This window comes from Micromonospora sp. NBC_01655, assembly GCF_026339755.1.
Lineage (GTDB): Bacteria > Actinomycetota > Actinomycetes > Mycobacteriales > Micromonosporaceae > Micromonospora.
The window spans coordinates 246,003-259,770 of record NZ_JAPEQF010000001.1 but is presented as its reverse complement, the minus strand read 5'-3'; the positions used below and the strand labels follow the sequence as shown (position 1 = coordinate 259,770).

General features: G+C 72.6%; 15 protein-coding genes. All 15 read right to left on the bottom strand.

Going from position 1 to position 13,768, the window contains the following annotated elements:
* Window positions 1-61 precede the first annotated feature (61 nt).
* The 15 genes from OOK41_RS01345 to OOK41_RS32000 all read right to left on the bottom strand — a co-directional run bounded on the left by OOK41_RS01345 (window position 62) and on the right by OOK41_RS32000 (window position 13,726).
* Complete coding sequence (locus tag OOK41_RS01345; protein WP_266262514.1) at window positions 62-529, bottom strand: hypothetical protein; 468 nt, start codon at window positions 527-529, stop codon at window positions 62-64.
* Between the two features lie 2 nt (window positions 530-531).
* Window positions 532-1,020 (bottom strand): hypothetical protein, encoded by a 489-nt coding sequence (locus OOK41_RS01340; protein ID WP_266262512.1) that lies wholly within the window; start codon window positions 1,018-1,020, stop codon window positions 532-534.
* Window positions 1,021-1,022: 2 nt separating this feature from the next.
* Window positions 1,023-1,424, bottom strand: a complete 402-nt coding sequence (locus tag OOK41_RS01335; protein ID WP_266262510.1) for a hypothetical protein — start codon at window positions 1,422-1,424, stop codon at window positions 1,023-1,025.
* A gap of 21 nt (window positions 1,425-1,445) precedes the next feature.
* Complete coding sequence (locus tag OOK41_RS01330; RefSeq protein ID WP_266262509.1) at window positions 1,446-2,213, bottom strand: hypothetical protein; 768 nt, start codon at window positions 2,211-2,213, stop codon at window positions 1,446-1,448.
* Window positions 2,191-2,439, bottom strand: coding sequence for a hypothetical protein (locus tag OOK41_RS01325; RefSeq protein ID WP_266262507.1), 249 nt, complete (start codon window positions 2,437-2,439; stop codon window positions 2,191-2,193). Before OOK41_RS01325 ends, OOK41_RS01330 begins: the two co-directional genes overlap by 23 nt.
* Window positions 2,432-2,863 carry a hypothetical protein gene (locus OOK41_RS01320; protein ID WP_266262506.1) on the bottom strand — a complete coding sequence of 144 codons (432 nt, stop codon included), beginning with the start codon at window positions 2,861-2,863 and terminating at the stop codon, window positions 2,432-2,434. Before OOK41_RS01320 ends, OOK41_RS01325 begins: the two co-directional genes overlap by 8 nt.
* A gap of 5 nt (window positions 2,864-2,868) precedes the next feature.
* On the bottom strand, window positions 2,869-3,483 hold the full coding sequence (locus tag OOK41_RS01315) for a phage gp6-like head-tail connector protein (RefSeq protein WP_266262505.1): 615 nt from the start codon (window positions 3,481-3,483) through the stop codon (window positions 2,869-2,871).
* 109 nt (window positions 3,484-3,592) lie between these two features.
* Entirely contained in the window at window positions 3,593-3,844 is a 252-nt protein-coding gene (locus tag OOK41_RS01310; RefSeq protein ID WP_266262504.1) for a hypothetical protein, read from the bottom strand.
* A 176-nt stretch (window positions 3,845-4,020) separates the two neighbouring features.
* Window positions 4,021-5,463 (bottom strand): phage major capsid protein, encoded by a 1,443-nt coding sequence (locus OOK41_RS01305; protein ID WP_266262503.1) that lies wholly within the window; start codon window positions 5,461-5,463, stop codon window positions 4,021-4,023.
* Window positions 5,460-6,182 carry an HK97 family phage prohead protease gene (locus tag OOK41_RS01300; RefSeq protein WP_266262502.1) on the bottom strand — a complete coding sequence of 241 codons (723 nt, stop codon included), beginning with the start codon at window positions 6,180-6,182 and terminating at the stop codon, window positions 5,460-5,462. Before OOK41_RS01300 ends, OOK41_RS01305 begins: the two co-directional genes overlap by 4 nt.
* Window positions 6,179-7,819 (bottom strand): hypothetical protein, encoded by a 1,641-nt coding sequence (locus tag OOK41_RS01295; protein WP_266262501.1) that lies wholly within the window; start codon window positions 7,817-7,819, stop codon window positions 6,179-6,181. The genes OOK41_RS01300 and OOK41_RS01295 overlap by 4 nt, the downstream gene beginning before the upstream one ends.
* A complete protein-coding gene (locus OOK41_RS01290) occupies window positions 7,819-11,151 on the bottom strand; it encodes a phage portal protein (protein WP_266267707.1) in 3,333 nt (1,110 codons plus the stop codon). Before OOK41_RS01290 ends, OOK41_RS01295 begins: the two co-directional genes overlap by 1 nt.
* 21 nt (window positions 11,152-11,172) lie before the next feature.
* Window positions 11,173-12,882, bottom strand: coding sequence for a hypothetical protein (locus OOK41_RS01285; protein ID WP_266262500.1), 1,710 nt, complete (start codon window positions 12,880-12,882; stop codon window positions 11,173-11,175).
* Window positions 12,842-13,324 (bottom strand): helix-turn-helix domain-containing protein, encoded by a 483-nt coding sequence (locus OOK41_RS01280; protein WP_266262499.1) that lies wholly within the window; start codon window positions 13,322-13,324, stop codon window positions 12,842-12,844. Before OOK41_RS01280 ends, OOK41_RS01285 begins: the two co-directional genes overlap by 41 nt.
* A gap of 198 nt (window positions 13,325-13,522) precedes the next feature.
* Complete coding sequence (locus OOK41_RS32000; RefSeq protein WP_353962212.1) at window positions 13,523-13,726, bottom strand: HNH endonuclease; 204 nt, start codon at window positions 13,724-13,726, stop codon at window positions 13,523-13,525.
* Window positions 13,727-13,768 lie beyond the last annotated feature (42 nt).

Here is a 13,768-nt window from a genome sequence, read left to right as displayed (position 1 = left end):
TCGTCGAGCTGCGCCGGAGGGATGTGCAGGGCCTCCGCGATGGCCAGCCAGTACCGATCGGCTAGCTCGCGGACGGCGCTTTTCCCGGCAGGAACTCGCTCCCCGGCACCTCGCCCAGCGTGGTGACGTCGACCTGGTCGACGTCATCGGCGGCGCGCTGCTCGGCGGTGCGGATCTCGGCGTCGATCGCGGCCAGCGCCATCGCCCGCCGCTGCTCGTCGATGCCGGGTTCCGCCTCGGCGCCCGCGCGCATCTCCCGCAGCTCGGCGACGTCGAACTCCAACACCAGTTCGTCGTCGAAAAAGTCGACGTCCTCGTAGCGGGTGCGCGGGTGCTCGCGGCGGAGCAGGGTCCACAGCAGCGCCCGCCGGGCGGTCGTGGCGCCCTTGAGCAACGCCTCCTTGAACTCGGTGCCGTAGGCGAGGCCGGTGCGGCGCTCGATGGCCTCGCACTCGGCCACACGCAGCCGCCCCAGGTTGATGGGCCAGCTCTGGGTGGTCTCACCCTCGGGGCTGTAGGTCAGTCGCACGGTCAGTTCCTCCTGGCGATACGTCGTGCGCGGGCTTGTAGGGCCTTCTCGGCGGCGGCCCGCATGGCGGGGCGCCGGCGTAGCAGGGTGTCGTCGAACCAGCCCGGCTCACCGCGCTGGGTGACCCACACATCCGGGCTGAACACGGGGTGCCGCCAGCCGCGGCGGGCGTTGGTCCGCCGCGGGGCGTTGGGGAAGTTGCGCGGCATGCCGCGCTTGCGGACGCGGATCCGGGCGCCGGCGGCACCGGTGAGCCGGATCTCGGAGACCACGGCGGCGGCGATGGCCTGGCGCAGCGGCTCGCCGGCGTGCGGGAGCCCGCCCGGCATGGCGAGGATCGCCGCCCGTGCGGCGTCGACGCCGGGAGCGAGCGCAGCATGCAGCTCGGTGGCCAGCTCCCGGCGCCACTGCCGGCCGTCGGCCTCGGCGTCGAGCGCGGCCGCGACCCGCCGGAACGTGGCCGGATCGGGCCGGACCTCGACGACGTCCACGGTCAGGCCGTCGCGCGGACGACCGGGCCGCTGGTGGGGTAGGTGTGGTTGGACTCGTTGACGTCGCCCGGTGCGCCAGCGATCGGCGTCCACGACTTGACCAGGACGTTGCCGCTGTACTGCGGGTTCGACGTCCCGACGGCGGCCTGGCTGGCCCGGACCACGAACGGCACCACCGTGCCGAGCGCGTCCCACATGGCCTGATCCACGGCGGCCGCGGCGAGATCGTTCTTGAAGCTGAGCGCCAGGGATCCGGACTTGAGCCCGCCTACGACCTCCTTCCAGCCCAACGATTTGAAGGTGGTGACGTCCTTCTCTTCCACCTCGGCCGACAACTCGGCCTTGTTCAGGTCGCCTGACCGTTCGATGCCGGCGAGCGACACGTACGCGGCGGTGAGCACCATCTTGGGCATGGGGTGTCTCCTCTACTTGATGCCGACGGCGGCAGCGAACAGGAACGACGGGGCGGTGCCGGTGATGGTCCAGGACAGCCGCCAGTACGTATCGGTGATGGGGCCGGCGGCCACCCGCAGGGCCTGCCCGGTGCGGGCGGTCGCGGCGGTGAACGTGGCCCGGTCCGTCGGCGTGGTGAACCCGGCGTCGGCCGCGCTCTGCACCGTGACGGTCAGGGTCGGTGTGCCGGTGCCGGCGACGCTGAGCACGTGCAGGGACGCGTACACGTACTGACCGGCCAGCACAGCGGGACGCTGCACGGTCGTACCCGTGCCGGTCGCGGTGCGGGGTACGCCCGGGGCGTGCAGGCCCACGCCGCGCACCAGCGGCCACGTCGACGTCGCCGACGCGGCCCACGGGGCGACGTCGCCCGGCGACCCGAGCAGCGCGTACTGGGCGCGCAGCCCGTTGACGATCCACGCCACCGACCCGACGGCACCGCCGACGGGCCCGGACTCGTGCGGGTAGATCGTCCATGGGCCGATGCCGCCCAGCGCGGCCCAGGCGTCATCGTCGACCAGGCTGATGTCGCCGGCCTCCCACTGCCCGCCGGCAGTCACCTTGGCCGACCCGAGACCGCCGATCACCGACTTCCAGACGTCGCCGTTGGCGTCGACGTCGCCGAAATTCGTGGTGTCCTTGTCCTCGACCTCGGCGCCCAACTCGACCTTGTTCGACTGGCCGGTCAGGTCGGCGCCGCCGGTGAAGATGCGGACGTTACGGAGCTTGTGTACTGCCACGGCGTGCCTTCCTCGTGGGGGCCGGCGCCGGGGCGTCGGCCTGGTCGACGTCGTCGAGCGCGGCCAGCTCGGCGCGGGCCGCGATCACGCGCGGGTCGTCGTCGGGCTGGCCGTATCCGGCGAGCGCGGCCAGCTGGTCGACCAGGTGCGTACGGCGGGAAGATTTCCGCGCGCCGGCGTCCTCGAGCACGTCGCCGGCGGGAAATCCTCCGGTGGGGTCAGCCATCCCCGCCCCCGATCACCTCGACGGCCCAATCGGCACCGACGTAGGTCTCTGGCCCGAACGTGTAGAGGCGGTGGCCCTGCACCCCGGGCACGTGCAGGTCGTCGGCGGCGCCGTTCAGGGCGTACTCACCGGGGCCACCGCGGGCGGCCTCCAACGCGGCCTTGACCGACCCGGGGCCGGTGCCCATCAGGTCGAGCAGCTCGGCCTGGCCGGAGCCGTCCACGCCCAGGGACACCAGCAGGCGACAGGTCACCGTGACGGCCGCCAGGCCGCCGAACGTCTGGTCGTACCGGCCGACCACCTCGCCCGTGTAGAACGCCGGGGCGGTGATGCTGTCGGGCACGTAGGCGTACGTGGTCACGCCGGGGATGGTGGCGGCGGCCGCGGCGAGCTCGCGCAGCACGCGGCGCAGGTCCAGGGCCACGACGACTACACCTCCTCCAACACGAAGTCACGCAGCAGCGCGGCCACGTCGGGGTCGACGCGGGCCACCCGCGTGACGCCCCAGTCGGCGCTGCCAAGCACGCCCTCCGGGCTGTCCTTGCGCTTGTAGAGCCGCAGCGCCTGCATCCGGCAGGCCATGGCCACCTCGGCGGGCACGGCCGGCCAGCCGTGCAGCGCGGTGACCCGCACCCGGTCGCCTTGCCAGCCGCGCCACCGGCGCAGCAGCGTGACCGGTCGCCCGTCGGCCAGGGCGTTGCAGGGCTCGGTGTCCCAGTCGGTGACCTGCTCCCAGGTGCTGCCAGGGCTGGCCCGCAGCATCACGGCAAGGCCGGACAGGTCGCCGACGTCGTCGACCAGCAGCGCGTCGCCGTCGTCGCCGGCGACCACCCGGCCGATCGTCCGGTACTCCCGCGTGGTCGCCGTGGTGTCGAGCCAGAACCCGCGCCGGTTACACGTCTTGTCGATCTGCCGGGACGCGACGTCGAGCGCCTCGGTGAGCAGCTCGTCGCGGTCGTCGGGCCCGGCCGGGTCAAGCTTGAGCGACGCCTTGAGCCGCTCCAGCGAGGCATACCGGCGATCCGCCGGGGTTGGGCTGGTCATGGTGACCTCCGGGCATGAGACGACCGCCGGCGCGATGCCGGCGGCCGGACGTAGGTCAGGGGACAGCGGGGCGGACGGTCAGGAGTCGACCCGTGCCGGCCCGACGGGGTCAGCCACGCCGGCGGGCGCGCTTCGTCGGCGCAGGCGCCGACTCGTCGACGGACTCCGTGGGGCCCGGCGGCACCTGGTCGACGTCCTCGGCGGGCGGCTCGTCGACGGGCTGGGTCGGCGTGGGCGGCGGGTCGGCGTCGACGGCGGGCGGCTCGTTGACTGGCTGAGTCGGGCCCGGCGGCAGCAGGTCGACGTCGACGAACAGGTCCGGCCGCTCGGTGACCACCTGGGCGTCGTCGGGGTACAGCACCCCCTGATCGACCCGGGGTGCCGTGCCATCGGACAGACCGACAAACCCGGTGTATGTGCAGCGCTTCACGCTGGAGCCCCTTCTCTTCCTGGCCTGGGTACGGCGGTGGGCCCGGCGCCAGGATCGCCGAGCCCACCACTGCGCCCCGGGCCGCGCCCGGGGAGCTACTCGTCTGGTCAGGCCAGCGGGACCGCAACCGCGGGGTTGGACAGCTGGAGCAGGCGGAAGGCGTCCGGGTCGACGACGTCCGCGCCGACGCGCCAGAACGCGAACCAGCCGGCCTTGCCGGTCGGGCGGCCGTTGGCGCCCTTGAGCAGCGGATCGAACTGAATCGACATGCCGACCCGGTCGACGATGTAGTAGTTGGCGAAGTCGCCGGCGAGCAGCGGCAGGGCACCGGCGGCGATGGTGCCGGTCATGCTCGATGCCTCGCGGGCCGGCTGCCCCAGCAGCTCGTTGGGCCGCCCCATGCCCAGGTTGGCCCAGAACGCCGACCCGCCCGCCGTGTCGAACTGGCGAACCTTGTTGTAGATCCGCTTGTTCGCCAGCCACGTGGCGTTCGCGGCGTCTCGCGGCCGCAGCGCGTCGGCGACGGCGTACACGTCGGCCTGGGCGAACGCGCCGGCGGTCGCGCTGGCCACCAGGGAGCCGGCGACCGCGGCCACGGCGGCGACGACACCCCGCGGCCGGGACGCGCCGACGTTGGCCGTGGCGAACGCGGCACCCTCGTGCCGGGCCTTGGCGTCGGCCACCAGCCGGCCCAGCTCGGAGGCGAACCCCGAGTCGGCGAGAACCTCATACGTCCCGTCGATCCAGGTGTCGGCCCGCTTCGGGGTGATCTTCTTCGGCCCGAACGTCGGCGAGTTGTCGGCCACCTCGGCGCCCTCGTCCGTCCAGTTGGACGTGACGCCGGCGCTGGTGACGCCGTTCCAGTCGTCCGTGGCGATGGTCTTGATCGTGGAGATAGACCGGATGGGGTCCACGATGCCGGCGTTGGTCAGGATGATCGTGGGGTCGAGCGTGAACGGGACCAGGTAGCCGCCGTTGGCGTCGGTGAGGGACAGCGACGCGCGCAGCAGCTCGCCGGCGTAGCCGGTACGCATGTACTCGCGGAACTGCTTGTGGTAGTCCTTCGACCCGGTCATCAGGACGTGGCGGGCGATGGCCGGCGCCTGCCGGTTCCCCTCTTCGTCGTCCTCGTCGATCTCGCCGATCAGCTCGACGACGCGGGCGCGGGCGACGTCGGACATGTGCCGCGGCGCCTGCTCGACGGCGTACTTCGCCCGCTCGATCACGTCGCTCGGGGCGAACCGGCCCCGGGTGACCTCGGCGAGGGTGTCGTACGGGTCGACGGCCCGCTTGATGTACGGGCCCTGACCCGGGGTGATGCCGGCGCCGTGCTCGCGGTTGGCCGGGTTGGCCATCGCGGCCCGGACCAGCTCCATGCGCTGGTCCTGCTTCTCGGCCTCGGCGAGGTCGGCGGCGAGGGCCTCGTACTCGTCGAGCGCGGCCGCCGACCGGGCGATCTCCTCGTCGGTGGGCTCGTCGACCTGGTCCAGCTCGATGAGCTCGGCGCCGAGCGTGTCCATCGCGGCGCGGATGATGGCTGCCTTCTTCATTTGCGGATCCCCAAACGGATCATGTCGGCCCGGATACGGGCGCGACGGATGGCGAGCCGACCGGAGTGCACCGGCTGGTGCGGGTCCTCGGCGCCGGGCCCGGCGTTGGCCGGGGTGGCGGTGAGCGCGGCGAGCAGCTCGGCGCGCTGGTCGTCGTCGAGCTGGTCGACCAACTGGACGGCAGAGCGCACGGCGACGATCGCGGCGCCCTCGTAGTACGGGATCGGGGTCGGCCCGTAGTCGGACAACCCCAGCTCCAGCCGGGTGACCTTCGGCAACGGTTGGCCGGGCCGGGCTCGTGGGATGCGGCCCATCGGGTTGGAGCGGATCACGCGGCCGCGGAACGACTGCGCCTTGATGTCGCCGGCGTCGATCGCGGCCAGCACTGCGTCGGCGGTGTCCGACCGGTTGTAGCGGGTCACGGTGAGCAGCCCGCGGCCGTCCGGGCGGATCTCCAGCGGGGTACCCAGCGGCACCTGCAACGTGCCGTTGGGCTTCCCGTCCAGGGTCATGCCGTGGTTGTAGAGGCACACCGCCCGGCCCGCCTTCGCGGTCCGGTTGAACGCGGCCCGGTGGATCTCCTCGTGGTAGTGGCCGTGCTGGTCGCGGACTTCCGTGGGCGTGTCGAACACCGCGGCGTACGCGGTGACGGTCCGCCCGTCGCCGGTGCGCGACCGGCTGATGTCGTCGAGCGCCCACGTGCGCAGGTAGGTGGTCACCGCCGCTTGCCTCCCTTGCCTGAGTCCAGGAAGTCGCCCAGGTCGTCAGCCGGGTTGAACAGCGCGTCGAGCAGCGCGCCCTGGCCGTCCATCTGCTTGCGGTCATCGGCGAACAGGCCCAGCTGAACGTCGGACGTCTGCCGGCCGACCTGGGGCCGGTCGGCCAGCCCGATGGTCGACCGGGCACCAGGCCGGAAATCCGATTCAGCGCCGTCGATCGTGAGCTCTGTTGCCTTGACCTGTTCCCGGCGGCGGGCAGCGTTGGCCAGTGCCTTGCCCAGCTGGTCGGCCATACTGGCCGGTGGGGCCGCGGCGGGCGCCGCTTTCACCGCGCGTCCGTCAAAGGTGATGGTGTGGTTGTCCTCGTCGCCGATCCGCACCGCGGCCGCCCGGTCCCGGGACGTCAGGGACTTGGAATTGGTCACGGGGATGACCCTGGCATCAGGCCGGCGGGCGAGCTGCCGCAGCGCGTCGTCAACGTCCTGGCGGGACAGCCCGCGGGCGTCCAGATGGTCGCGCAGGTCAGCCAGCCCGAGCCAACCGCCCTGGGGCAGCAGCGCGTCGAACGCCTCCCGTACGGCCTGCTCAGGATCCGCCGGCGGCCGTGGGCCTGGCACTGCGGTTGAGGCGGCCGCTGGCGTGGGCGCGGCCTTGCGCGCCGGTGCCCCGGCGGGGGGTGGGCCCTTCACCGCGCGCCCGTCGAAGGTGATCGTGTGGTTGTCCTCGTCGCCGATCCGCACCGCGGCCGCCCGGTCCCGGGAGGTCAGCGACTTGGAATTGGCCACCGGGATGACCCTGACACCGGGCCGGCGGGCGAGCTGCCGCAGCGCGTCGTCGACGTCTTGGCGGGACAGCCCGCGGGCGTCCAGATGGTCGCGCAGGTCAGCCAGCCCGAGCCAACCGCCCTGGGGCAGCAGCGCGTCGAACGCCTCCCGTACGGCCTGCTCAGGATCCGCCGGCCCCACGGCCGCCGCCGGCGCGTTGGTGGCCTGGTTGGACTCCCGGCTGTGGCGTTCCCGCCGGCCCTCGGCGGTGATCTCGACGTACCGTTCAGCCTGCTCCCGGGTGCCAGTGAAGGCGTACCCGTTCTCTCTGCCGTCGGACGCCACCGACCACCGGCGGCCGTTCTTCACCACCGACAGGTCAGCCGCGTCGAGCCAGCCGGCGGGTCGCTCTACCCCGCCCACCGTCACCGGCGGCGACAGCTTGCGCCCCTCCGGCGCGACGGCGGCGGCCGCCTTCTTCGCCGGTGCGGCCTTCTTCGCCGGTGCCGCCTTCTTCGCTGGCGCGGCGTGCTCGGCCGGGTCGTGGCCGTGCAGCTTGCTGGCCAACTCCCGCAGCCCGCTGCTCTTGTCGCCGGGGACCTTGTACCGGCGACCGTGGTGCTTCTGGTCGTGCCGGCCGGGCAGATGCCGAGCCACCTCGCCGTCGACGTCGTCTTGGCCGTCGTCCTCGTCGACGTCGACGGCGGCGGCCGCGGTGGGCCGCCACCGCAGGTACTCGGCGACGTACGCGCGGGCGGCCGCCCGCTGGACGGCGTCGCGGCTGCCCGGGTGGTACGGGCAGCTGGTGACGGGGTGCCCGAGGCGGGCGGCCACCTCGCCCAGCTTCCGGGCCGTGGCCAGCATGACGCTCATCAGACGAAGTCCCTCCCGTTGCTGGCGGCCATGGCGGCCTCACGGCCGGCGTGGGCACGGCCGGACACGTTCTGTTGGAACTCCGTGAAGGTCATCCGCGGGTTCTGGGCCCAGTAGCGCAGCAGTTCTTCGCTCGCGTACTTCCGGGCCACGTGCATGGGCCCGCTGAACAGGGCAGCCGGGTCGATCTTCTTGGCCCGTCCCGCCTTGCTCAGCAGGTTGCCGCGGGTGACCAGCTCGGCGTCGAGATATTGCAGGTAGGTGTGTTCCTCGTACGCCTTGCGCAGCGCCTCCCGGGTGCCGCCCCGCTTGCCGCCGCCGGCGGCCGCGGCGGCCTCTTCGCGGCGCAGCTGGTCGACGTCGAGCCCGAGCACCTCGGCGTAGGCGTCGAGATAGTCGCGGCCCTTGGACACCAGCCGGTCAATCTCGGCGCTCTGCGCGTCGGTCGGCCCGCGCCGGGCCGGCGCCTTCCCCTTCGGGGTCCGGTCCGGCGGCCCGTACCGCAGTCGGTCGCCGGGGTCGACGTCCTGCTCTGCGGCCAGCTGCCGGTACTCGGCGAGGTACGCCGCGGCCCTCTGGGTGGGGGTGCGGTTGTCGACCCTCATGGCCTTGCCGACCTCGCGCGGGTCGGCGCCGTCGGGCAGCCCGAGGGCCCGACTGACCGCGCCCAGGTACCGCCGCGCGGTGGAGTCGTCGCCGGCCTTCCGGTCGGCGAGGGCCTGTTGCTCGATCTCGGCCCACACCTTCGCCACGCCGGCCACGTTCGCCGGCGGCAGGGGTGGCCGCGCCGGCGGCGCCGGCGGGGCGTCGGCCCAGCCGGTCAGCAGCCCGTAGTCGCGGCTGTCCTTCGGTTCCGTGATCGGCTCGGCGGCGTGCCGGGCGGCGTGCTGATACCAGGCCAGGGTCATGGCTGCCCGCTCGGCGGGCGGCCGCGGGTCGACCTTCTCCGCGGCCGTCACGGCCTTGTCGTCGGCGTCGTCGGGCAGGCCCAGCGCGCGGCGCTTGGCCCGGTCCAGCCGCACGCCGGCGGCAGCGCCGCCGTACTCGCGGAAGTTGCGGGCGTAGAACTCGACGTCGGCGACCTTGCCCATCGGGTTGAGCACCCACGCCGGGCCGGTCGGGGTGTCGGCCGCCGCGGCGGCGTCTCGGGCGGCGGCTTCGGTCCGCCGGTGCTGTTCCTTGCGCAGCGCGGCCAGGCGGGCCTGCCGGCGGTCGTTGGTGTTGTACCCGTCGGCCTCGATGTCGACGATGGCGGCCGCCACGTCGGCGTCGGTGAGGCTGGCCAGCGGGGCGCTCGCCCAGCGGTTGCGATCGGCGGCCAGCTGGTGCAGCCGTGCGGCCTCGGCGGCCGCGGCCCGGCCGCGCTCGTCCTTGCGTTCCCACGCGGCGTGGACGCGCTCGGACTCGGCGACGTCGCCCAGCTGTGCGGCGTACTGCCGGGCCTGCTCCAGCTCGTCGTCGCTCATGGCGTCGAGATCCCGCGCGAGGTACTCGCGGGCCGGCGCTTCCCGGGCGGCGACCTCCACCGCCAGGCGGCGGTCGAGCTCGGCGCCCAGCCGGTCGAGCGTCGGCATGTCCGGGTCACGGTCAACGGCGGACACCTGGGCGTACAGATCCATCACGTCGGCTTCGGGCAGGCCCCGCAGCTGCTCGCCGTCGGGCACCGACGCGACCAGCGCCCGGTACATGGCGGCCGAATCGCGCCGGTCCATCTCGTCGCCGAGCAGGTGAAACACGCGCCCGTCGTTGGCCACGGCCGGGTCATTGCTGAACTCGTGGAACAGCTCTTGCAGCCGCCGATCCGGCAGCCGGTCGACCGGCACGGTGCCGTCGACCAGGTCGGGAGCGCCGATACGCCGGAACCGGCCGCGGTGGTCGCGCGGGTGCAGCCCGGCATCCCACGCGCGCAGCAGTTCGTCGAGCAGATCCCACAGTCGAGCGCGCCGCTGCTCGTCGTCCTGCTCGTCGTCCTGGTCGTCGTCCTCGTCGTCGACGGCGTCGGGGTCGTCCTGGTCGCCGTCGTCGTCACCGGCGGGCGGGCCGTCGCCGTCGCCGACCAGGTCGGCGGCGGGGTCCGGTGGTGGGGCGTTCGGGTCGTGCATCTGGACGGAGACCATGCCCGAGTGCCGGAGCAACGACAGGTCGCCGGCGATGATCGCAGCGGTGACGCTCTCCGGTTCAAACCCGGCGGTGATCAGGGTCGACGCGGTCGCGGCCTGCGTCTGCATGGCCGTGGCCGACTCGGTCTCGCTCTCCTGGAGCGCGGCGATGTCGCCGACGTCGAACCACAACCGGTACCCGTCCGGCACGTCGACGACGCGGGCGAGCGCGGCGCACGCCGACCGCCAGTCAGGCCGTACGACCGTGTCCGCGAACGCCCGCATGCCCTGCCGGTACATCGACCAGGCGGCCGCATCCTGGCCCTGCTTGAGACCGGCCACGATGGCCGGCACGCCGATGGCCACCGCGATGCGGTTCTCCCCGGCGGCCATGATCTCGTCGAACTGGGCGTCGCTGAATTTCGACCCCACGATCATGGGGTCTGCGCCTTCGTCGAGCACCAGCGTGCCGCCGGCGTTGGCCGGGCCGGAGTGCCGGGCGGCGACGCTGTCGCGGATCCGGTCGCGCTGGTCCTTCCCCAGCTTGTTGGCGTACTTGATGATCAGGTTGGGCGTCGCGGCGTTGCGGAAGAACCGATCACGGTGCTCGGTCATCGCCATGTCCGCGTTGATCTCGCGCAGCGCCGGCGTGAGCGCGGACATGCCACGCCAGTTGGCCAACGGGTCGGGGATCGGCGCCCAGTGGGCGACCTCCTCGACCGGGTAGAACTCGGTGTCGCGCTCGGTGTCGCCGATCGGCTCGTACAGGTAGCCCACGACCTCGCGCAACTGCCGGCCGTCGGCGCCGTCGGTCACCCACGACACGATCGTGACCCAGTCCGGCCGGAGGCGCTCCAGCCGGTCGTCGCCGACCCGGCGGACGTAGGCGTTACCGGCCAGCGTGGCGTCCTGGCGCATCCGGGCGAGCAGGTCGCCGGTCGTGCCGTTCGGCCACGGCTCGTGCAGCAGCCGCAGGCACTCGTGGTCGACCAGCTTCTTGTTGGCGTCGCGCAGCCTGAACGTCGCTTCGCTGAACAGCCGGACCAACGCGTTGACGATGCCGAACACCGCGGCGTTGCCGCCGTACGCCCGTTCGGCGTACTGCTGGAACGAGGTGAGCACCTTCTCCGCGTTGGGCTCGCCGTAGGTCGAGAACATCCGCCAGTCCACCGGGCGGGCGGCCCGCTCGATCAGCTCCACCGTGGCATCCCACGCGGTACGGATCCGCTGCATGATCGCCACGGCGCGGCCTCCTCAGACGTAGAACGCGGACGGGTCGAAGTCCTCTTCAACCGCCAGGTGCTTGCGGGTTTCCAGCGTCAGTAGGGCGCCACCGAAGGCGACCCATGGGCTGATGTCGACGGCGCCCAGCCGTCGCGCGAACGCGAAGCGGTCGCCCAGCGGGCGGGTGCGCGCGTTTTCGAACGCGGCCGTCATCGCGGCCTGGCCCTCCTGGCGGATGGTGTCCTGCCGGATGCCGTCGACCAGCATCCCGGCGGCCGCCGCGGCCTCCCCGGCGTTGAGCACGACCAGGTCACCGCGCTCCGGCTCGCCGGCTCTCTTGGCGATGCCGACTTCAGCCAGGTCGGGCACGAGGGACATGGCGGGGCTCGCGCCGTCGATCGCCCAGCCGACCGGCTTCCATCGCTCGTTCAGCTCGGCGGCCCGCGCGGGTACCCAGTCGCTACCGGGCCGGTACTCGACCAGCTTCCCGTGACGGTGCGCCCCGGCCTGCTCGCTGCCGTCGTCGTAGGCGGTCCGGGTCGGGCAGCGCTCGATCTCGCACAGCCACACGGCGACGATGGCCGTTGCCGCCCGGCTCGGCGGCATGTCGATGGCGAACGCGACGACCTCGCCGGGCGCGGCCCGGTCGTCGAGGACTGCGGCCCACTCCTCGGGGGTGGGCATGTTCGGGTCCGGCGGCAGGCTCGATCCCTTGCGCCGGTTGAGGTACGCGCGGGAGAACTCTTCGCGGCCCAGCTTGCCCAGTTCGGCGCGGACTGCGGCCAGGCGCACGGTGTGCCGCCACCATCGGCGGCCGGTGCTGTCGACGCCGCAGATGCACTCGCCGGCCAGCTGGGGGCACAGGGCCGGCATGCAGGACAGCCAGGTGTCCGGACTGTTGTACGGCCCGTCGAGGTTGGACCATTCAAAATAGGCGCTCGTCGACGGCTCGCCGCTCTCGACGAGCGCGCGGCCCTTCTCGACCTTGTCGGCAAGGTAGAGAGACGCCTCCGTGCCCTCGGTCGAGACCCGCCAGTGCTGCGGCGACCACCGGGTGATCATCGCGGGCGAGAAAGCCTGCTCCAGGCGGGCGTCGATCGCCGCGAAGAACTCATCTTCGAAGCTCAGATCCAAGACCTTGCCGTGCCCGGCGGTCTCGGTGTTGCTGGTGATCCCGTCGTACGCGCCCGCCTTCCAGATCAGCGCTTCGGACCCGTTGGCCAGCCGCTTGCGGTACTTCGTGCGAAACGGGCTCGCCTCCAGGATGGGCAGCTGGTCGTCGACCCACTTCTCTCGGGCGTCCTGGCGGCGCTGGGCGGCGTACAGGATCCGCTGCCGGCCCTGCTGGTGCGGCGCGTACTTGCGGACCTCGCCGGGCATCGCCACGGCGCGGTGAACGCGCACCGGCAGGACGATGGTCGTCTTGCCTGACTGGCGGGGCAGCAGGCCCGTCACATCCCGGTAGACCAGTGCGTGCGACGCCGGGTCGACCTCCATCGAGGTGTCGGCGATGTACCGCTGGTGCGGCATCATCGGCTGGCCCAGCTGTGAGGAGATCCGGGCGATGGACGGCCCGTAGGTACGGCGGGACGGGTCGCGCAGTGTCGCCACCCGGGGCGGGCACGTCAGCCCGTACGCCTGGTAAATCTCCTCGCGGGTCATCCCCGGCCGTAGGTCGATCTGCTGCGGCGCGTGCGGGTCAGGTCGGGCCGTAGTCCTCCGCTTCGTCTTCGTCTTCACCGTCGCGGCCCTCCCACAGCTGTGTGAGCGCGGCGCGCAGCTCCTTGCTCACCGCGGCGGTTGCCATGCCGGCGCCGTCGTCCAGGGCGCGGGCATCGGCCAGCGCGATGGCCGCTAGCGGCTCCTCGATGCCGTCCAGGTCGCCGAGATCCTCGATTGCCTTGCGGGTCGCGGCTTCCACCTCCCCGCCGATCGGGGCGGTCGGGGCGTCCTGGCCGAAGAGGCGGGCGTACTCGCCGAGCAGGTCGCGGGGCGAGACGTCCAGGGCGGCGGCCAGCTGCACCAGCTCGTCGACGGTCACGCCGCGGCGGCCGGTTTCGACGTTGCGTAGCGCCGACGCGGTGAAGGTGGACGGGGCGCCGGCTTCCTGCGCGGCCGCGGCCAGTTCGTCGCGGGTGAGGCTGCGCCGGCGCCGTTCGGCGACCACCTGGGCGGCGATCACGGCGCTGATCCGATCGGTGATTGGCCCGCTCACCTGCTGATCACCAGGCACGATCACGGCCCCCCCTATGGCCCAGGGGGGAGAAAAAAGGAGACGGGGACGCGGGGTCTCCGCCGATGCCGCCCAAACTTCCCACCCCTACCCCCTTGTTTGTGCAGGTCAGAGGCTTGATGCATTGCGTTACGTTGATGCATGTGCTCACCAGTCAGGCGAGGTGACCCACAACGAGGGCACCTGCTTGGCCTGCCTGCTGCTGTTGCACCCGTAGTGCGCTGGCCTGCAATTGGCCAGGTCATACACAGCGCCACCCTTGGATCTGGGCACCACATGATCAACGCTGTAGCTCTTGGGGTGACGTGCTGGCCAGCCCTCGCTGATGGGCTGGTGGCACAGCCAGCACACCCAGGGATAGGCCCTCTTGACCTCGGCCACCAGGGCCCGCCA

What these genes read in the sequence shown, in the direction of transcription:
- OOK41_RS01335 (WP_266262510.1), bottom strand. Translation starts at nt 1,424, where the DNA reads ATGGTGCTCACCGCCGCGTACGTGTCGCTCGCCGGCATCGAACGGTCA.
- OOK41_RS01325 (WP_266262507.1), bottom strand. Translation starts at nt 2,439, where the DNA reads ATGGCTGACCCCACCGGAGGATTTCCCGCCGGCGACGTGCTCGAGGAC.
- OOK41_RS01315 (WP_266262505.1), bottom strand. Translation starts at nt 3,483, where the DNA reads ATGACCAGCCCAACCCCGGCGGATCGCCGGTATGCCTCGCTGGAGCGG.
- OOK41_RS01305 (WP_266262503.1), bottom strand. Translation starts at nt 5,463, where the DNA reads ATGAAGAAGGCAGCCATCATCCGCGCCGCGATGGACACGCTCGGCGCC.
- OOK41_RS01295 (WP_266262501.1), bottom strand. Translation starts at nt 7,819, where the DNA reads ATGAGCGTCATGCTGGCCACGGCCCGGAAGCTGGGCGAGGTGGCCGCC.
- OOK41_RS01290 (WP_266267707.1), bottom strand. Translation starts at nt 11,151, where the DNA reads ATGCAGCGGATCCGTACCGCGTGGGATGCCACGGTGGAGCTGATCGAG.